This is a genomic window from Kineococcus endophyticus (genome assembly GCF_040796495.1).
GTDB lineage: Bacteria > Actinomycetota > Actinomycetes > Actinomycetales > Kineococcaceae > Kineococcus > Kineococcus endophyticus.
This window is the reverse complement of record NZ_JBFNQN010000013.1, coordinates 24,941-43,878: the sequence shown is the minus strand read 5'-3', so window position 1 is coordinate 43,878 and position 18,938 is coordinate 24,941. Positions and strand designations below refer to the sequence as shown.

General features: G+C 69.9%; 20 protein-coding genes and 1 pseudogene. 4 read left to right on the top strand and 17 right to left on the bottom strand.

Features of this window, described 5'->3' with window-relative positions; translation table 11 throughout:
- Positions 1-98 precede the first annotated feature (98 nt).
- Both bldD and AB1207_RS18215 read left to right on the top strand, forming a co-directional pair.
- The gene (gene bldD, locus AB1207_RS18220) at positions 99-593 is read left to right on the top strand and encodes a transcriptional regulator BldD (RefSeq protein WP_106206055.1); all 495 of its coding nucleotides are present in this window, start codon (positions 99-101) and stop codon (positions 591-593) included.
- Positions 594-881: 288 nt separating this feature from the next.
- A complete protein-coding gene (locus tag AB1207_RS18215; RefSeq protein WP_367639831.1) occupies positions 882-1,817 on the top strand; it encodes a hypothetical protein in 936 nt (311 codons plus the stop codon).
- A gap of 117 nt (positions 1,818-1,934) precedes the next feature.
- Here AB1207_RS18215 and nusB read toward each other — a convergent pair whose 3' ends face one another.
- Both nusB and efp read right to left on the bottom strand, forming a co-directional pair.
- On the bottom strand, positions 1,935-2,345 hold the full coding sequence (gene nusB, locus AB1207_RS18210; protein ID WP_367639830.1) for a transcription antitermination factor NusB: 411 nt from the start codon (positions 2,343-2,345) through the stop codon (positions 1,935-1,937).
- Positions 2,345-2,908, bottom strand: a complete 564-nt coding sequence (gene efp, locus AB1207_RS18205) for an elongation factor P (RefSeq protein ID WP_367639829.1) — start codon at positions 2,906-2,908, stop codon at positions 2,345-2,347. Before efp ends, nusB begins: the two co-directional genes overlap by 1 nt.
- A 287-nt stretch (positions 2,909-3,195) precedes the next feature.
- On the opposite strand from efp, the gene AB1207_RS18200 reads away from it, so the two are divergent.
- Entirely contained in the window at positions 3,196-3,564 is a 369-nt protein-coding gene (locus AB1207_RS18200) for a hypothetical protein (RefSeq protein WP_367639828.1), read from the top strand.
- A 93-nt stretch (positions 3,565-3,657) separates the two neighbouring features.
- On the top strand, positions 3,658-4,386 hold the full coding sequence (locus AB1207_RS18195; protein WP_367639827.1) for a hypothetical protein: 729 nt from the start codon (positions 3,658-3,660) through the stop codon (positions 4,384-4,386).
- Between the two features lie 10 nt (positions 4,387-4,396).
- Here the strand turns inward: AB1207_RS18195 and aroB are convergent, their stop codons facing one another.
- From aroB to AB1207_RS18120, 15 genes and pseudogenes are all read right to left on the bottom strand, one after another.
- Complete coding sequence (gene aroB, locus AB1207_RS18190; RefSeq protein WP_367639826.1) at positions 4,397-5,485, bottom strand: 3-dehydroquinate synthase; 1,089 nt, start codon at positions 5,483-5,485, stop codon at positions 4,397-4,399.
- Positions 5,482-7,008 carry a shikimate kinase gene (locus tag AB1207_RS18185; protein WP_367639825.1) on the bottom strand — a complete coding sequence of 509 codons (1,527 nt, stop codon included), beginning with the start codon at positions 7,006-7,008 and terminating at the stop codon, positions 5,482-5,484. The genes aroB and AB1207_RS18185 overlap by 4 nt, the downstream gene beginning before the upstream one ends.
- A 108-nt stretch (positions 7,009-7,116) precedes the next feature.
- Positions 7,117-8,559: a cell wall-binding repeat-containing protein gene (locus AB1207_RS18180; RefSeq protein WP_367639824.1), complete on the bottom strand. Its 1,443-nt coding sequence runs from the start codon at positions 8,557-8,559 to the stop codon at positions 7,117-7,119.
- A 34-nt stretch (positions 8,560-8,593) separates the two neighbouring features.
- On the bottom strand, positions 8,594-9,742 hold the full coding sequence (locus AB1207_RS18175; protein ID WP_367639823.1) for a hypothetical protein: 1,149 nt from the start codon (positions 9,740-9,742) through the stop codon (positions 8,594-8,596).
- The gene (locus AB1207_RS18170) at positions 9,739-10,380 is read right to left on the bottom strand and encodes a type 4a pilus biogenesis protein PilO (protein ID WP_367639822.1); all 642 of its coding nucleotides are present in this window, start codon (positions 10,378-10,380) and stop codon (positions 9,739-9,741) included. Before AB1207_RS18170 ends, AB1207_RS18175 begins: the two co-directional genes overlap by 4 nt.
- Positions 10,377-11,078 (bottom strand): PilN domain-containing protein, encoded by a 702-nt coding sequence (locus AB1207_RS18165; RefSeq protein ID WP_367639821.1) that lies wholly within the window; start codon positions 11,076-11,078, stop codon positions 10,377-10,379. Before AB1207_RS18165 ends, AB1207_RS18170 begins: the two co-directional genes overlap by 4 nt.
- The gene (pilM, locus tag AB1207_RS18160) at positions 11,075-12,121 is read right to left on the bottom strand and encodes a type IV pilus assembly protein PilM (RefSeq protein WP_367639820.1); all 1,047 of its coding nucleotides are present in this window, start codon (positions 12,119-12,121) and stop codon (positions 11,075-11,077) included. Before pilM ends, AB1207_RS18165 begins: the two co-directional genes overlap by 4 nt.
- Before the next feature lie 109 nt (positions 12,122-12,230).
- Positions 12,231-13,019: a prepilin peptidase gene (locus AB1207_RS18155; protein WP_367639819.1), complete on the bottom strand. Its 789-nt coding sequence runs from the start codon at positions 13,017-13,019 to the stop codon at positions 12,231-12,233.
- Positions 13,016-14,548, bottom strand: coding sequence for an RICIN domain-containing protein (locus AB1207_RS18150; RefSeq protein WP_367639818.1), 1,533 nt, complete (start codon positions 14,546-14,548; stop codon positions 13,016-13,018). Before AB1207_RS18150 ends, AB1207_RS18155 begins: the two co-directional genes overlap by 4 nt.
- Positions 14,545-15,213: a PulJ/GspJ family protein gene (locus tag AB1207_RS18145; RefSeq protein ID WP_367639817.1), complete on the bottom strand. Its 669-nt coding sequence runs from the start codon at positions 15,211-15,213 to the stop codon at positions 14,545-14,547. Before AB1207_RS18145 ends, AB1207_RS18150 begins: the two co-directional genes overlap by 4 nt.
- Entirely contained in the window at positions 15,210-16,226 is a 1,017-nt protein-coding gene (locus tag AB1207_RS18140; RefSeq protein WP_367639954.1) for a hypothetical protein, read from the bottom strand. Before AB1207_RS18140 ends, AB1207_RS18145 begins: the two co-directional genes overlap by 4 nt.
- 108 nt (positions 16,227-16,334) lie before the next feature.
- Positions 16,335-16,424 (bottom strand): annotated as a pseudogene (locus tag AB1207_RS18135) (prepilin-type N-terminal cleavage/methylation domain-containing protein); the annotation flags it as partial.
- Between the two features lie 127 nt (positions 16,425-16,551).
- Positions 16,552-16,983: a type II secretion system protein gene (locus tag AB1207_RS18130; RefSeq protein WP_367639816.1), complete on the bottom strand. Its 432-nt coding sequence runs from the start codon at positions 16,981-16,983 to the stop codon at positions 16,552-16,554.
- Between the two features lie 64 nt (positions 16,984-17,047).
- On the bottom strand, positions 17,048-17,482 hold the full coding sequence (locus AB1207_RS18125; protein ID WP_367639940.1) for a type IV pilin protein: 435 nt from the start codon (positions 17,480-17,482) through the stop codon (positions 17,048-17,050).
- 193 nt (positions 17,483-17,675) lie between these two features.
- A complete protein-coding gene (locus AB1207_RS18120) occupies positions 17,676-18,932 on the bottom strand; it encodes a type II secretion system F family protein (RefSeq protein WP_367639815.1) in 1,257 nt (418 codons plus the stop codon).
- Positions 18,933-18,938: the final 6 nt, after the last annotated feature.

Below are 18,938 nucleotides of genomic sequence, written 5' to 3'. Positions count from 1 at the left end.
AACGGTTTTGGTGCCGAGAGGGTGGTGATTCCCTGAAACCGGGTGCGAAACGGCAGGTCAGCTTGACGAAGGCGTTCACGCTCCGTGACGATTCTCGTATGGCATCGGACTACTCCCGCGCACTCGGATCGCGTCTTCGCGCCATCCGTACCCAACAGGGGCTGTCCCTGCACGGCGTCGAAGAGAAGTCCGAGGGACGGTGGAAGGCCGTCGTCGTGGGCTCCTACGAACGCGGCGACCGTGCGGTGACCGTCCAGCGACTGGCTGAACTGGCGGACTTCTACGGGGTCCCCGTCTCCGCCCTGCTCCCCGAAGGCGCCCCGCAGGGCAGCTCCGAGCCGCCGCCGCGGCTCGTGCTCGACCTCGAGCGCCTCCAGGAGGTCCCCGCCGAGAAGGCCGGCCCCCTGGACCGCTACGCGAAGACCATCCAGTCCCAGCGCGGCGACTACAACGGCCGGGTCCTGTCGATCCGCGCCGACGACCTGCGCACCCTCGCCGTCATCTACGACGTCCCCGCGACGACGCTGTGCGACGAGTTCATCGCCTGGGGCGTGCTGAACGCCGACGCCCGCCGCGCCGTCGAGCACGGCTGACCCTCCGACCGCCCGACCGGCCCGGCCCCTCGTGGGCTGGGCCGTTCTGCGTTCCCCCGCCCTCGGCAGCGCGTTGCCTCCCCGAGGACATCCGGTGCGCGCGCTGCCTCCCCGAGGACATCCGTTGCGCGCGCTGCCTCCCCGAGGACGATGACTGACCTCGTTGAGGCAACGAGGCGCCCCCGGCACGGGTCACACCGGTGTCCACAGCTCTTCAGCGCCCCGTTTCGTCCACAGGCTGCTCCTCACTCGGCAGCGGGAACGGCGCCGGCGGACAGCATCAGGTCCATGCCCCGACGACGTTCTTTCGACGCAGCCGACGTCGACGCCCTTCTTCGACGCAACGACGGCATCGCGACGCACGCCGAGCTCAGAGCCGTGGGGATGCCTCTGCGGACGATCACCCGCTGGGCTCACGCAGGACCGTGGCAGAGCGTGCTGCCAGGCGTCGTGGCGGGCCATCGCGGGCCCGTCGCGCAGGGTCAGTTGCGTCGAGCCGCCCTCGCCTACGCAGGGGCAGGCGCAGCGCTCAGCGGTCTGCACGCGCTGGACCTCCTCGGCATCACCGGTGACCGCATCGCCGTGGACGACCAGGTGCTCGTCCTCATCCCTTGGACGCAGAAGCGACTGTCGTCCGGTTTCGTGACCATCGAGCGCAGCCAACGGGAGCCTCGGGTCCTCCACCGACGCGGCCTTCCCGTCGTCGACCCGGCCCGGGCGGCGGCGGACGCGGCCAGGCACGGCGCTGACCTCGATCGAGTGCGGGAGATCTTCGGCGCCACACTCCACCAGAGGCGTTGCAGCCTGGCGCACTTGCGCGACGAGGTGTTCAACGGCCCGACCCAGCGCAGCGCGACGGCACGGCGAGTGCTGACGGAGGTCTCGGCCGGGGTCCGCAGCTCGGCGGAGGGGAAGGCCCGCGAGCTGATCGTGGGTTCCGGGCTTCCTCAACCGCTGTGGAACGAGGCAGTCGTCATCGCGAGCGAACTGATCGGTGAGGCCGATGCGTACTGGCCCAGGCACCGGGTCGCGCTGGAGATCGATGGCGTTCGCTGGCACTCCACCCCGGCGGACCTCCGCCGGACGCAGGCGAAGCAACGCCGCTACTCCGCCGCTGGAGTACTGCTCCTGTCGATCGCGCCCGCCGACTTCCTCGAGGACCCGGGCGCGTTCTTGCGGCAGCTCGCGTCCACCCTGGAGACCGCTGAGCGGTCGATGAGGTGAGCCCTCGTTGCCTCCCCGAAGTCGATGATCGGCCTCGAGGAGGCAACGAGGACGAACGCAAGGACCTCGAGGAGGCAACGAGCCCACCACCGACCCCGTAGGGGTGGCGCTCGCGGGTCAGGCGGAGAGCGTCTCCTTCAGCTCCGCGATCCGCGCGAGCAGGCCGTTGACGAACTTCGGTGACTCGTCGGTCGACAACTCCTGCGCGATCTCGACGGCCTCGCTGACCGCGACGTGGTCGGGGACGTCGGGGGCGTGCAGGATCTCCCAGACGCCCAGGCGCAGGAGGGCGCGGTCGACGGCCGGCATCCGGTCGAGGGTCCAGCCCATCGAGTACGTCGAGAGGACCTCGTCGATGCGGGCCTGCTGCGAGACGACCCCTTCGACGAGGGTGACGGCGTACTCACCGACGGGCGGGTCGGCCCGCTGGATCTTGTCCCGCAGGACGTCGAGGGGGGCGAGGCGGCGCTGGTCGGCCTCGAAGAGGACCTCCAGCGCGCGCTTGCGCGCCTTGCGGCGAGCGGCCATCAGTCGTTGACGCGGCCGAGGTAGTCGCCCGTGCGGGTGTCGACCTTGACCTTCGTGCCGGTCTCGAGGAACAACGGGACCTGGATCTCGTACCCGGTCTCGACGGTCGCCGGCTTGGTGCCACCGGTGGAGCGGTCGCCCTGCAGGCCCGGCTCGGTGTACGTGATCTCGAGGACGACCGAGGTCGGGAGCTCGACGTAGAGCGGGGTGCCGTCGTGCGTGGCGACGATCGCCTCGGTGCTCTCGAGCATGTAGTTGGCCGCGTCACCGACGGTCGCCGCGCTGACGTGCAGCTGGTCGTAGGTGGCGGAGTCCATGAAGACGAAGTCCTCGCCGTCCTTGTACAGGTACTGCATGTCGCGCTTGTCGACCGTCGCGGTGTCGACCTTGCTGCCCGCGTTGAAGGTGCGGTCGACGACCTTGCCGGACAGGACGTTCTTGAGCTTCGTCCGGACGAAGGCACCGCCCTTGCCGGGCTTCACGTGCTGGAACTCGACCACCGACCAGAGGTTGCCGTCGAGGTTCAGCACGGTGCCGTTCTTCAGGTCGTTCGTCGATGCCACGTCGTCTCTCAGTCCGTCTCTCAGTCTTCACTCCCGCTGCCCGGGTCCGGGCGCGGGTGGGCCTGGGGCATCCTACCGAGGCCGCACAGCGGTCCCCGCGCACAGGCGTGGCGACCGGACGGGGTGCCCGTCACGGTCCGCTCACCGCGCCCCGGCCGTCGTTGCGCCGGACGGAGGAGCCCCACCGCGCACACGAGTGGACCCCGCCGGGGCGGCTCAGCGCACGCCGCGGTGCGCCCGATCACTCGTGGACACCTTCGTCAGTCGTCCGAGGAGAGGGGCCCGCTGTGAGTCGCACCGCGCCGACCCCTCAGGGACCCCGCCGGGCCGTCGTCGTGGCCGTGGGGGGCGTGACGGCCCTCGGACTGGCCGTCGCCGTCGCCCTGCCCATCGTCGTCGACGGCCGCCGTTCCAGTGCCGCGCAGGACCTGCACGCCGACCTGCAGCGGGTCGCGACGGCACAGGCCGCGTGGAAGGACGAGCACGGCACCTACTCGACGTCCCTGCACGACCTCGCGGTGCCCACGGCGCGCACGGACGTCGCCATCGTCAGCGCGGGCGCCGACGCCTTCTGCGCCGGGGCGTACGACGAGTCGACGCGCACCGCGTTGTTCTACTCGTCGGACGACTCCTGGAGCACCCACCCGTGCGGCTGAGCGTCCCGGGACGACCGAACGGGTGAGGGCTCGGCCGGACACCTCGAGGCAGTGCCGTCCGCAACCGATGGGAGATCAGGAGAGGAGGGCACCATGACCGCAGAGCCGCAGGACGTCGAGGCCCCCGCACGGGCACCGCGCCACCTGGAACGTCGCCGTTACAAGCGGACGCCGGGCGAGCAACTGGACTACGTCCGCGAAGCCGTCCCGCACAACCCAGAGGACGCCGAGGCCACCGCCCCCGCGGTCGGGCCGACCGCTCCGGACGTGACCCCCGACGCCGCACCCGCCGTTCCGGTGCCGACGGCCGCACCCGCCTCCCCGGGACCGCGACCCCGCACGTCGCCGGCCCCCATGGACCCGTTCACCGTGAGCCGGTCGCGCGCGCCGGTCTACAACCCCGGTGGACAGACGGCCGCCCAGTACGCGTCCCACTCCCGCCGCTCCGGTTCGAGCCAGTCGGTGGTCACGAGCCGCCGCCGCCGCTCCGGCGCCGGTCGCCTCGTCGCCCTGGGCGTCCTGGCCGCCCTGGGCCTCGGCGGCTGGCAGGCGTACCCGACCGTCCACGCGAAGGCCGTCGACTGGGCCGAGGGACGCGTCACGGAGGACGTCTCCGACGTCGCCGCCGCTCAGGGGCAGTACCGGCAGCTCTACGGCCGCTACACCGTGGACCTCAGCGCCCTCTCCCTGTCGTCCGGCGTCGACGACGTGCAGGTCGTCAGCGCGGACGACAAGACGTTCTGCCTGCGCGGTGCCCCCGTCGTCGGCCCGCAGGTGTGGTTCACCCCCGCGGGTGGGCAGAGCAGCACGCCGTGCGCGTGACCACGGGCGGTCAGTCGGCGCTGACCTCCGCGTAGGCCGCCTGCAGCATCGCCGGGTCGGGCCCCTCGAGCCGCGAGGGACGCCCGATCCCGTCGAGCACGACGAACCGCAGCAGGGAGCCGCGCGACTTCTTGTCCCGCTTCATCGCGTCCAGCAGCTGCGGCCACCGGTCACCCCGGTAGGTCGTCGGCAGACCGAGCGACTGCAGGACCGAACGGTGCCGGTCGGCGTCCGCGGCCGACAGGCGACCGGCCATCCGGGCCAGTTCGGCCACGTAGACGAGCCCGACGCTGACGGCCGCACCGTGCCGCCACTGGTAGCGCTCGACGAGTTCCACGGCGTGGGCGAACGTGTGGCCGTAGTTGAGGATCTCCCGCAGGTCGGACTCCTTGAGGTCCTCCGAGACGACCCGCGCCTTCACCCGCACCGCACGCTCGACGAGCTCGGCCAGGACGGGCGAGTGCGGGTCGGTGGCCGCCGCGACGTCCTGCTCGACGAGCTCGAGGATGCGCGGGTCGGCGATGAACCCGCACTTCACGACCTCGGCCAGACCCGCGCGCAGGTCGTGCGGCGGCAGGGTGTCGAGGGCGTCGAGGTCGCACAGGACGCCGGCCGGCGGGTGGAACGAACCGACGAGGTTCTTCCCCTCGGCCGTGTTGATCCCCGTCTTGCCGCCCACGGCCGCGTCGACCATGGCCAGCAGCGTCGTCGGCACCTGCACGACGCGGACACCCCGTAGCCAGGTGGCGGCGACGAAACCCGCGAGGTCGGTCACCGCGCCCCCGCCGACGCCGACGACGGCGTCGCTGCGTGTGAAGTCCGACTGCCCCAGGACCGTCCAGCAGAACGCGGCCACCTCGGCCGACTTGGCCTCCTCCCCGTCCGGCACCTCGGCGAGCACGGCCTCGAGCCCCTGGGAGACGAGGTCGTCGCGGACGGCCTCACCCGTCGAGCGCAGGGCCCGCGGGTGGACGACGAGGACCTTGGCGACCTTGGGGCCGAGCAGGTCCCGCAGTTCCCCGAGGAGGCCGCGGCCGATGAGGACGTCGTAGGGGGTGTCTCCCTCGACGGTGATACGGACGGTGTCGGTGCTGGTCATCTGTCCTCCGCGAGGTCGTCGAGCGCACCGGTGAGTGCGTCGTCGGTGGCGGGAACTCCCGCCTCGGGCCGGCCCGGGGCGTGCAGCAGCACGAACCGGACACCGTCCTTGAACTTCTTGTCCCGCAACCACAACGGCTTCAGGTCGGCCAGGTCGAACCGGTGCGCTGTCGGCAGGCCGAACGCGTGGAGGGCGGTGCGGTGCAGCGCGACGCCGGCGTCGTCGAGGAACCCGAGGCGCCGGGCCAGGTGCGCCGCGGCCATGAGACCCAGCGGGAGCGCGTCCCGGTCCACGCCGAGCTGTTCGAAGGCGTGCGAGAACGTGTGGCCGTAGTTGAGGTGCAGCCGGCCTGCCGCTTCGCGCTCGTCCGCCGTGACGATCCGCGCCTTCGTCGCGACCGCGCGACGGACGAGGGCCGCCACCGCCTCGACGTCGCCGGCCAGGACCAACGGAGCTTGCTCGAGCAGCAGGCCCAGGTCGGAGGGGTCGGCGACGAGGGCCGTCTTGACCGCCTCGGCGACTCCGGCCCCGAAGCGCGGGTCCGTCGCGGGCGTGACGCCGTCCGGGTCGCTCAGCACAGCCACCGGCTGGTGCACCGCGCCCAGGAGGTTGCGGGCCTGCGGCAGGTCGAGGGCGACCTTCCCACCGACGGAGGAGTCGACCAGGGCCTCCAGCGAACGCGGGACGACGGCCCAGCGGGTCCCCCGGTTGTAGGTGGCGGCCAGGAACCCCGCGACGTCGACGACGCCCTCGTCTCCCACCGCCAGCACGAGGTCGTCGGGGTGCAAGGCGGCGTCGGCGGCCTGCAGCGCCAACTGCTCGTAGGCGGCGAGTGTCTTGACCGGCCCGGCGGGCAGTTCCACGACGTGGACGGTTCCGGACAGGCTGCCGCGCAACGACTCCAGGGCGGGGTCGTCCGCTCGGGCGACCACGAACGTCGAGCGGGCCGGAGGCAGGTGGGCCCCGGCCTCGGCCAGCAGACCGCGCCGGACCTGGACGCGGTACGTCCCGCCCGGAGGCGCCACGAGCACACCCTCCTGGCCGGTCACGCCGTCCAGGACCTCGAGCGCGATGACCTCGGCGCGGCGGCCGTCCGTGGCGACGTCGACGTCGGCGAGGGACCGGAACACCTCGCGGCGGGTGGCGTGCAGGTCGGCGAGGTCCGGCCGGCGCAGCATCGGCCGGTACGTGTCCCCCGCCGTGCGCCGCTTCGCCTGCTCGAACGAGACGTCGAGGTGGACGACCGTGTGGTCGCGCAGCACCTCGCGGGTCCCCTCGCGGCCGCACGCGCCCCCACCGAGCGAGACGACGGCCTCGGGCCCGGACAGGACGTCGGCGACGACGGCCTGCTCGACGTCGCGGAAGGCGCTCTCGCCGTCGGCCTCGAAGATCTGCGGGATGGTCCGGCGCTCGCGGTCCTCGATCACCAGGTCGGTGTCGACGAACGGGAGGCCGAGGCGGTCGGCCAGCAGCCGGCCGACGGTGGTCTTGCCCGCGCCCATGAAGCCGACGAGGACGATCACGTTCGGACTCCTGGAGGGACGGGGGCGGGGGGCGCCTCGATCCTAGGGCCGGGGACGACGACGGCCCGCACCCCCGGGTGGGGGGTGCGGGCCATCGTCGTGGGTGGGTCAGCTGACGGCGCCGTCCCCGAAGTACAGGAGGTTCGCTGCCGGGTCGACGGGGGCCTTCGCCGCGTTGGGCGTGGTCGTGACGAGCTTCAGACGGGTGACTCCGCGGACGTCCACCGACAGGTTCGCCGGCTGTCCCGCCGTGACGGGTGCGGTCGCGAGAAGCTTCTCGTCCCCGAACACCTGGATGGTGGACGCGAGGCCGCTGGCGTTTCCGTCGGCGACGCCCACCGTGGCGGTGAAGCGCCCGTACTTCCCACCGAGCGTCCAGCTGGCGTAGTCCGAGTTCCGCGGGTCGGTGTCGAACGCCGTGGAGCGCGGGAAGAAGTGTCCCCCGATGGTGGCGTGGTCGCCGCGGGTGCGCGCGCTTCCCTCGACGTACGGGAGCGAATCGAGGTAGGTCTTGGCCGCAGTTCCAGCCGGCTGGCAATTCGTGCGCTTGAGGGCTTCTGCGTCGATGCGGTCCGGCCCGCCGAAGGACTCCAGCACGGCGTCGTCCTCGGGGACGTTGCGCTGCAGACGCTCGATCTCGAGGTTGGTCCCCTCGGTGACACACGTGCGTCCGACCAGCAGGAGGGGGCCCTCGGCGCGACCGGCCCGCGCGCCTGCCGCCAGCGCGTCGGCGAAGGTGTCACCGGAGGACACGATCACGTGCTCGGCGGTCGGGAAGAAGCTGGCGCTGAGCTTGACCGCCGTGTCGTAGCGGTCGCCGCCGGCGACGCGGGTGACCGGGCCAGGCGTGAAGGACTTGAGTTGCTGCAGGACCCCGTCGGAGACGCGCCCGGAGCCGCCGACGACGGTGATCGCCGCCGGCTTGAGGCGCTGGAGCTCCGCGACCACGGAGGCCGGGATCGAGGTACCCGGCACGAGCAGCAGCGGCGACTTCGCCTGTGCCGCGGCGGCGCTGCCGGACAGCGCGTCCGGCCAGTCCGAGCCGGTCGCCACCAGGACGTTGGCGACGCCCGCGGAACCGGCGGCCGGCGTGGCGAAGGAACTCGCGGACAGGGCCGCGGCCGTGTCGTAGCGGTCCGGACCGCTGACGCGGGACAGCGATGCGCGAGTGTTCTGCTGCAACCAGGTCACGACATCCGGACCGACTGCGTTCTCACCACCCACGACGACGATCTTCGTGGCGTAGACGAGGCGTTCGCGCACCGAGGCCGGGATGACGTTCCGCTGCGTGAGGTAGACGTTCCCAGCGGTCTGCCCGGCGACCGCGCCGGCGGCGAGGCCGTCGGGGAAGGACTCCCCGGACACGAGGTAGGCCGTCGCCGTCGGATCGCCGTCCGCGAACGCGGACGTCATGTAGCGGTCGGTCCCGAAGGAACCGGCGAAGGAGATGGGCGAGGCTCCGGCCGACGTCGCCACCGCGCCGCCGACGAGGCCGGCGAGGGCGAGCACGGCCGCTGCGCGCAACGCGGCGGCGCGGGGCTTGCGAATCATGGTGAACTCCGGAGGACGTGTCGAGGGACTGGTGTCAGAAGGAGACGCCGACGTCTTCGCCGCCGCCGACAGCTGTGAAGTACTTGGTTCCGCCGTTGGTGAAGACCGCCACATCGCCACGTTCGATCTCCGAGAGACCGACGCCGGTGAGGACGAGCGGGGTGCCCGGCACTGCAGCCCCCGCCGCGATCCAGACGGCCTGGTCGCGGTTGACCTGCACGAGGAACAGCTTGTCGCGCTGAGCAAGAAGACGGACGGTTCCGGTGACCTTGCCCATGACGGCGTCCGGGAGGGTCGTACCGGCCGCGACGAGCCACCCCGTGCGTTCCTGCCCCTTCGCGGCCAGAGCGGCCTGGCTGGAGGGGACGAACACGGACCGCCAGACGTACGCCACGGTCGTGGTGCAGTTGTCGGACGCCCGGTTGACGGCTGCGGCGGCCTCACTGGTCGCCGCCGTGCGCACCTGGTCCTGGCACGCCGCCTTCTCTGCCTCGGTCATGTCCCGACGACTCGTCGTGCCGTGCGGCTGGTACACGGTGGACGTGGAGGGGACACGCCCCCCGGCAGCCAGGGTGCCGGTCACGGGGTTGCGGCTGTCCACGGCCAGCGTGAACCGCCCGGTCCCGTCGGTGCTGCCCTCCGGGATCTCTTCGAAGCGGGCCTGACCGGGCTGCCACGGGGCGGCCGTGGACGGCGCCGGCACCGGCTTGGTCGTCGGCTTCGTGGTCTGAGCCGGGGCTGGGGTCACCTGGGTCCGCCCACCGCTCCCCGTCGCCGGACGGGCGCTCGGCGCTGCCGACGACGAGGTCGTGGTGGTGGTGGTGGACGAAGAGGCCGCCGACGTCGGGGCAGCGGTCGGGTCCTCGGCGGAGACGCCGCTGTCGTCGGCAGGGGCGGCCACGATCTCCCGACCGCTCAGCGCGATGGACGGCGACGTGGCCTCCCCGGACGTCGGCGAGGGCGTGTCCGCAGCCGCGGATCCCCTCGGCTGCGTCACGGCCGACGCGTCGGCGACCGGGCTCCCAGCCAGCCAGAAGAGGCCTCCACCCCCGCCCGCGAGCACGGCCAGCGCGGCCACTCCCGCCAGGAGGGCCCGCTTGGACCCGCGCGGGGTCTCGGTGTCGTCGAAGGCCGGGAGGGTCTCCCCCTGGTCGTCGGGTCCGGACGAGAACAGGCCGCTCACGAGGTGGTCCCTCCGGTCGACGCGGTGGTGGTCGTCGCCGCGGGATCGCGCACGACGTAGACGACGCCCTCGACCTGCGTGCTCACGGAGCCGCCGGCGATCTCGGAGCCGGTCGTGGCGGTGACCGAGGTCACCGTGAAGTAGCGCTGCATGTCGGCTTGCACGTTCTTGAGGAAGAGCTCGGTGCCGCTGAAGGAGCCGGCGATCGTCAGCGTGACCGGGACGTCGACGATCGTCAGGCCCGAGGCCTGCTCCGCGCCGGACGTGCCGGCGTGAAGGGCGGGCGTGCCCGTCGTCAGCTCGGTGATGGTGACCCCGGACGCGCTGCTGTAGGCGGAGAGCTGGGTCATCAGCGCGGGCACGTCCGCTTCGGCCGGGAACTTGGCCAGCAGTGCGGCGAGCTCGGCCTTGCGCTCTCCGAGCGTGGCGAACTGCGTCTTCAGACGGTCGGTCTCCGCGACGATCTGAGCGTTCTTCTCCTGTGCCGCGACGCGTTCGGTCGCGAGGTCGGACGCCTGCGCTCGCTGCGGCCCGATGAACAGGAAATAACTGGCGATGATGGCCAGGAGCGCGAGGGCACCGGCGCCACCGATCCAGAGTGCGGTGCGCGGACGGGTGTCCGAGACGGGCGTGCTCATGAGGTGGCACCTCCGGTGGAAGCGGCCGCCGTGGTCTCGTCCACGGTCACGGTTGCGGTGGCGGTGAAGGTGATCAGCTTGGTGGTGGGGTCGAGCGTCGAACTGGCGAGGCGGACGTCGGCGAACTCGTCTGTCGCGTCCGTCTGGCTCATCCACGCGACGACGAGCGCCTGGTCCGTCGTCTGCCCCGTGACCGAGAGGGTTCCTCGACCGGACACCGCCAGGGGGTCGGCCCCCGCAGCCGCTGTTGCCGCGGCCGTCGCGCCGGCGGCAGTCGTGGTGGAGGCCGTTGCCTGCGACTTCAGGGCGATGCTCGTGAACTGGACCCCGTCCGGGGTCGTCGCCGCGACGCGGTCGAGGAGCGCGTAGCTGTCCAGACCCGAACCCGACACGACGGCGTCGACCGCCTGCGCTGTCCGGAGCTGCCCGAGGACCTCGGGCACCTCCGCGTAGGCCGCCTGCGCACGCTGGAGCTGCGTGGTCTTGGCCTGTTCTGCGTCCAGAGCGTCCTGCGCCTGGGTCACGTGCCCGGCGGTCACGACGCACCCGGCCGCGATGAAGGCACCGACGACCGCGAGCCCGGCGGCCAGTCCCACCTTCAGCGTGCGGCCGCCACGTGCGGCGTCGACTTCCGCCGGCAGCAGGTTGACGCGGGCCACGCTGAACTGCGTGCCCGTGGTCTGCATCTGCAGGCTCATGAGATGACTCCGAGGGCCAGGCCGACGGGCACGGCCGCCAGCGGGTGGATCGCGGCGAGCTGGTCGTCGTCGAGACCGGTGCGGCCGACGCGGACACCGCCGAGGACGTCGGCGACGTGGACGGAGCGACGGGTGACCTGCTCCAGGTGCGAGGCCAGACCAGGCAGGAGGGACCCGCCACCGGACAGGAGGATGCGCTCGACCGGGAACTGCGCGTTGGACGCGCCGTAGTAGTCCAGCGAGCTGCGGATCTCGTCGACGAAGACTTCGGTCATCAACTGCACCGCGGAGGCGGCGAGTTCCGCCTCCTGGGGGTTGAGGTCACCGGCCGTCCCCCGCTTGATGGCCTCCGCCAAGGCTGCGGGAACACCCAGCCGCTCGGCGACGGCGTCCGTGACGTCCTGCCCGCCGGACAGGAGGATGCGGACGAACCGCGGGGTCCCTCCGGAGTGGATGACGAGGTTGGAGACGCGCGATCCGATGTCGAGGAGGGCCTCCGTGGCGACCTCGCTGTGCTGGCGACCTGCGCTGCGCAGCACCGCGAAGGACGTCAGGTCGACCGAGGTCACACGCAGATCGGCGTCCTGGACAGCCGCCACGTTCGACATGACCGTTTCGCGTGCTGCGGCGACGAGGAGTCCGCGCAGCTGCCGGCCCTCGGGTCCGTTGAGCTCCTCGGTGACGTGGAAGTCCAGCACCGAGTCCTCCACCGCCATGGGGAGGTAGTCCTGGACCTGCAGGGCCAGCGACTCCTTGAGCTCGGAACGGGTCATCCACGGCAGGTCGATCTGCCGGACGACGACCCGCTGGTTCGCGACCCCGAGGGCGACGCGCTTGGCCGTGAAGCCGCTGCCCTTCCAGAGGGACTTCAGGGCGGTGCGGACGGCGTCGCGGTCGACGACCTCGCCGTCCACCACGGCGCCCGGGGGGAGGGCGACCTGCCCGAACTTCTCGAGCGTGATGCCGTCGCGTCCGTAGGACAGCTCAGCGGCGCGCACGCTCGAGGTACCGATGTCGAGACCGACCGCGTTCCTAGCGGGCACGACGCCTCCTTCGTGGGTTCAGTCGGGTTCCGTCGGGGAACCTCAGGTGATCTATCGGGTGTCGCGAAAGGGCCCTTGAGACCCTCTGCGCGGGGTATTGCTGGTCGTTTCAGGCCTGGCCGAGCCCGAACAGGCCCGTGTACCAGGTGACGACGGGTTCGGCGACGAACAGGGCCACCAAGGCCCCCGCCAACATGGCCGGCCCGAAAGGCATCTTGGAACGCCGACCGGCGCCACCGAAGAGCACGAGGGGGATGGCCACCAGACCGCCGATCAGGAAGGCCAGGAACGCCCCCACGGCGAGGGCGTCCCAGCCCCACCAGGCCAGGTACAGACCGAGCACGCCGGCCAGCTTGACGTCGCCCAAGCCCATTCCGCCGGGTTTGACGACCACGATGAGGACGTAGAAGGCGAACAGCGACGCACCCCCGATGAGAGCCCGCAGGAACGCCCACCAGTCGCCGGTCCCAGCGCTGGCCATCGCCAGCAGCGCTAGCGCCACGCCGTAGGACGGCAGCACGATGACGTCGGGGAGTCGGCGCACGTCGAGGTCGATGAGGGCCAGAGCGACGGCGACCGCCGCCAGGTAGAGGTAGGCGGGCAGCGCCCACGTCGGGCCGACCAGTGCCGCGACGGCCGCGAAGAGCGCGCCGGTGAGCAGCTCCACGAGGGGGTAGCGGACATTGATGCGAGTCCGACAGTCTCGGCACCGACCTCGAAGCAGCAGCCACGACAGCACGGGGACGTTGTCACGCCGCCGGATGGCAGCTCCGCACCCCGGGCACGAGCTCGCCGGCCGGACGACCGACTGACCGAGCGGAACCCGGTGGACCACGACGTTGAGGAACGACCCGATGAGGAGACCCAACAGGGCACACCCACCGACGACGATGCTCACGGGGTCGACCCCACGATCTCCCGCGTCCCGCTCACACCCGGGTCACTGATGAGCTGAGGCGCATTCCACTTCTGTGCCGAGCCACCGTTGCACGTCGCGGACACGATCGTCGAGTAGTTGCCGTTGTTCCACTTGGGCCCGATCGCCAGGCACCGCCCGGAGAAGTCGGTGAAGGTGTAGCTGTCCGAGTAGTCGGGCGTCTTGTACGCGCGCACGAACTGCTGGTTGGCCGCACCGGAGCAGGCCTTGAACGTGACGTACGCCGAGGTGTCAGGAGTGGATGCAGAGGCCGCGGTCAAGCAGTACGTCTGAGACGTGTCGTTGTTGACGAGCACGGTGATCGTCTGAGGACTGGTCAGCTTCTCCTGGTAGTACCACTTGTGGTTCCACTTCAACTTCGTCCCCCCTGAGGGGTCCTGCTTGCACGGGTAGACGATCATCAGGTTGTAGCTGATGGTCTCGTTGGTGACGTCCATGCATCGACCGAACTCGTAGTAGTTCACGATCTGCTTGGTGTTGTAGCTGGCCGCCCCGGCGCCGACGGACGGGTCGGGAGCGAACGACCCCCACTCCGAGTCCCCCGGACACTGCGTCGTGTTCATCAACGGCTTGCCGACGAGGTTGCTCATGTTGGACCCGGCACTCAAGCAGTAGCTGCCGTAGTTCGTGTTGCCGCTGTTCTGACCGCGGAAGTGCGCGCCACCTTCGTAGCTCCACAACTGGGAGGGCGTCCCACCGTTGCAGACCTGCAGAGCGACGGTCACATTGCCCGTGGTGCTGCCCTGGATGCACAGGGGCGTCGTCTTCAGCGTGCTTGCGAGGACCAGCGTGTAGTCGGTGTTGTAGACGAACATCTGGAGTGGGTCGTTGAAGACGCAGTCCGCGGCGGAGATGTACTTCACCTGGGCCCCAGCCGTGGCAGAGTCCGCCTTCAGGCAGTACGACTTGGCGGGCGCGGTCCACATGAGACCACCCGGGATGTTGCCGTTGTCCAGCTCGAAGGAGTAGATGCTCTGGAGGGAGCGGTTCCCCAGCGTCGTACCGCGGATCGAAGCGCCGACAGCCTTGGAGAGCAGGAGGGCGTGCGAGGGTACGAACTGCGTTCCCGACCCGGGTGTGCAGGAGATGCTGTGGACCGCCTGCTCGGCGACCGGCAGTTCCGTCGGATCGCTGTCGTAGTACGTGATGGTGACGTCGTAGGTCTGACCGTTCGACGACCCGGCGAGGTGACAGGGCAGGAGGTTCTTGCCACCGAAGGACGTCCCGTTGTTCGTCGAGCCGATCGCCGTCCGGATCTGTGACGTCGCCGCGTCGATGCCGGCCTGGGCAGTGGCGATCGTCTGGACCCGCTTCGCCTGGAACTGCGTTGGCAGCATCTGGCTCATGACGAGGCCGAGGATGAGGATGCTCAGGGCAGTCGTGACGAGGATCGAGGTCATGACCAGGAGCAGTGCCGCCCCCTCCTCGGAGTGCGCCTGCGACGTCGCGAAGCGACGGCGCGCGGCGCGCACGATGATCCGCATCGTCATGCTCCTGTCCTGCTGGTGGTGGGTGCGCACACCGCGGACCCCTTGTTGCTGTCGGAGTCGGTGTCGCTGTTGAGGGCCGTGAAGGTCGTCGTGAGCTGCTCCGCAGTGGTCCGCGACGATCCGTCGCCCACCGGTCGGGGGGACGACAGCCGCACGGTGATCCGCTGCCTCGTCTGATCGGCGTTGTCCGCCTGGGAGTAGGCAGCGAAGGTTGTCGTGAACGGCTGGCGGGTGCTGTCGGTGAGCAACCCCGGGTCGGTGGACAGTCCCCGAGCGAGGACGGTCCAGGGGGTGGCCACGACGACGGTGGAGTCCCAGCTCCGCGTGGACAAAGTGCCGGCACTGACGTCGTAGCGCCACTGCGTGCACTCAGGGTTTTCGGCGTTGACCACCGGATCTCTGAACTCGACGTACCAGGAGGTGCCGACGACGCCGGGTTGGTTGACGGACTCCGCGTACCGCGCCTGCGTGTCCATGGTGCTGAAGGCCTTGCGCATCTGGTTCGCCGCATCCGTCACGTTCTGGGTGCGCGAGGTGTCCCGCACCATGACCATGAGACCGCTGATGAACACCGCGAAGCACGCCGTGAAGATCATCATCGCCACGAGCGTCTCGACCAGAGTGATGCCCTGGTCGTCGCGCAGCCGGCGCGCTATCGCGCTCACGCGATCACGTTGATCGTGAGGGCGGTCGCGGTCGTGACGAGGGCACTGTTCGTTCCGGCGCCCTGCACCGTGTACGTGAAACTGCAGCTGTCCGTGACCTTCGGGGTCGAGACGGAGAACTTGTTGCTAGTGCCGATGCGCGTCAACACGCAAGACCCTCCTGTGCGCACGGGCGTGGTCACCAGGACGGACGTGCCCGAGTTCGGCTTGTCGTTGGCCAACGGATCGATGGTGGTGCCGGCCAAGAGGGTCCTGGAGACGGTGATCGAGTCCGCGCTCGCGACCGGGGCGACGGGAATGGTGATGGCGACCGTCTTGGACGCCTGCCCGTCTGCGTTGCGCACGAACCAGCGCACGCTGTACGTCCCCACCGTGTTGAGAGGCGGTGTGAAGGTCAGCGTGCTGCCCACGACCTTAGTGGGGGAGCTGTAGGGGACGCCATCGATCTTGAAGACGCCTCCTCCGTCGTTCACGGAGCTGACCACCAGACGGGAGTTCTGGTCCGTGTTGCCGGCGTTGACGAGCGTGTCCAGCGTGATGGCAGACGAGGTCGTCTGCGCGGTCGTCCCCTGAGTGCTGGGCTCAATGACCGGCGCCGGCGTCACACTCCAGCGCAGTTCGGCGGTGGGGTCCACCAGGCTCGAGGTCCGGAACGTGCACGTCCCACTGCTGCAGCGGTTCGCGTTGCCGGTGGACCAGGACACGTCCACCATGACGCGGTACATCCTCACGTAGCCCGACGGGGTCGTGTTGGCGTTCCCGGCACCGGCCTTGGTGCACGTGTCCGAGCTCACGGCGCGGAGGCGGAAGCAGACCCCGACCAACGTCGAGACGGAGTAGGTCTCGCCCGACACGGTCGTCGAAGTGGTCATCGGCAGCATCGGCGTCGCGGATGCATTCGCGGCGGCGTCAGAAGTCGGGAACGTGTCCGACTTCTGCGGGCTGCTTGAGGCGGTCCACTGGGCCTGGACCAGCGCCGTGTTCCGGCCCTGCACCAGGTACGCGGGTCGCACGGACCGTGCCGTCTCCATAGCCTGCGTCGCGAGAGCCGAGGCGGCCTGGTTGCGCTGCTGCTCGCTGGACGCGATGGAGCTGCGCAGGAAGAAGGCCGCGCTGCTGGCCGCGACGAGCGAGAGGAGGAGTAGAGCGACGACGACCTCGACGAGCGAGAAGCCGGCGTCGCGGTCGTCCGCGGGGCGCAGACGCGGCATGGTCGACTCCTGGGTGTCGAGGTGGGACGCGCCGCCGTGCAGCTGCGCGTGGGTCGTGCATTGGTGATCGGAAAGCCCCGTGCGCGCCTTGAGCGGGCAGTCACGCTAGCCCTCGTTCGGGTCAACCTCAGCCCGTCGCCGAACTGCAGGCTGCGGTCTGGACGTTGACCCCAGCCCGGTCGCTCGCGATGGCGAGCCAGTTGCCGGAGCGCGAGTGCACGGAGACGCAGTAGGAGTCACCGCTGGACAGGTAGAGCAGGGAAGACGCGTCGGCCGGGACGTCCTTGGACCGCTTGACGGTGACGGTTGTTGCTCCCGCCGGAGAGGATGTCGCCCACGTCACCGAGTCCGGGAGCGTTTGCGAGCCCGCGCGGTAGGTCTCAATCTCGTTCTGGGCTGCCCGGACGTCGGCGCGGGCCTGTGAGTCGAACGCTTTTGTCCGTTGGGCGAGGAATGTGGGCACCGCAATCGCTGCCAGTACTCCGATGATGATCATGACGACGAGCAGCTCGATGAGCGTGAACCCTTCCGAGTCCGCACTGTCCTCGCGAGAAAACACGTCTCCTCCTCCGGAAACATCAAACGGCGCCCGGTTTCCCGGGCGCCGCTTGACTGGCCTGTCGTCAGGCGCAGGGGTTGGTGGCCTGGTCGACCTTGACAACACCGGAGTCGGTGTTGGTCACCTTGAAGAAGGACCCCGACTTGGACTTGACCGCAGCGCAGTAGTCGCTGCCAGTCAGCTTGTAGACGATGTCCCCGTCCGTGCTCGCGGACTTCTTGATCCAGATTGCGTCCGCCGGCTTGGCGCCGGTACCAGTGTAGGTGACCTTGCCGGTGGCCGGGTAAGCCTGGGTGTCGGTGAACGCGGTCTCGATCTCCGTCTGGGCGGCGCGGATGTCGCTCTTCGCCTGCGTGTCGTAGCCCTTGTTGCGCTGGTTCAGGAACGTCGGGATGGCGATCGCGGCCAGGATCCCGATGATGATCATGACGACGAGCAGCTCGATCAGGGTGAAGCCCTGGTCCTTCTCGTCCATGGCCTTGCGGATGCGAGCGAGCATTCGAATGCTCCCCTTCAGTGAGTTCCGGAGCCGCTCGCGGGTGCGCATCGGCTCTTGTACCTATGTCATCGGCCAGGCCCGCGAGACCTTGAGCGACCGGACGCCCGATCACACGACTGGGTGAATGCCTTTGCGGGGGAACGACGACGGCCCGTGAGCACGGAGCTCACGGGCCGTCGGGAAGGGGTCGTGGTCAGCCCTGGACGAGGTCCATGACCTTGAAGATGGGCAGGTACATGGCCACGATCATCGCGCCGACGATGCCCCCCAGGAAGGCGATCATGATGGGCTCGATGAGGCTTGTCAGAGCCTCGGTCGTCGCCTCGACCTCCTGGTCGTAGAACTCAGAGATCTTGTACAGCATGGCGTCGAGCGCACCGGTGTCCTCACCGACGCTCATCATCTGCACCACCATGGCCGGGAAGACGGCGTGCTCCGCGAGGGGTGCAGCCAGGGGCCGGCCGGACCGGACGCTCTCCATGACGTCCTTGGCCGCCCGTTCGATGACGACGTTGCCGCTCGCATCACCGACGATCTCCAACGACTGCAGGATCGGTACCCCGGACTTGAGCATCGTGCCGAGGTTGCGGGTGAACCGGGACAAGGCGATCTTCTGGGCAAGCATCCCGAAGACCGGCACCTTGAGCTTGAGGGGATCGACGAACTCGCGCACCTTGCGGCGGTCCTTGACCTTCTTCCACAGGACCGGGAAGAGGATCACCAGGACGACACCCACCGGCGCGGCATACGTCATCCCGTGGGACATCCACACAAGGATCTGCGTCGGAAGCGGCAGGACACCACCCATGTCCGAGAACATCTTGGCGAAGACGGGCACGACGAACAACAGCATCGCCACGACCGCGATGATGGCGATGACGAACACCACGACGGGGTAGGTCATCGCGGACTTCACCTTGGCCCGCAGCGCGACCTCGCTCTCGAAGTTCTCCGCCAACTGAAGGAGGACCTGGTCGAGGAATCCGCCGACCTCGCCGGCGCGCACCATGTTGATCATGAGCGGTGGGAAGACGTCCCGGTGCTTGGCGAAGGTCGTCGACAGGGCGGTCCCGGACTCCACGTCCGCGCGGCACTCCTGGAGAACGGCCGCGAGCTTCGTGCTCTCGGTCTGGTCGGCCAGGATCGACAGCGCCTTCAGCAGAGTCAGTCCCGAGCTCACCATGGTGGCGAACTGCCGCGACATCAGGGCGAGGTCCTTCAGCTTGACCCGGTTTCCGCCGGGCAGGCTGATCTCCATCTGCATGCCCTTGCCGGCGCTGGACTCCTTCACCGACACCGGGGCCATGCCCTGGCTCTTCAGGCGGCTGACGACCGCCTGCACGTCCGACGCCTCGAGTTGCCCCGTGATGAGCTTGCCGGAGCGGTCACGCACCGAGTAGTCGAACGTCTTCTGCCCCGTCCGCGCCGGCGCCTTGGTCATCGTGGCCATGTCTCG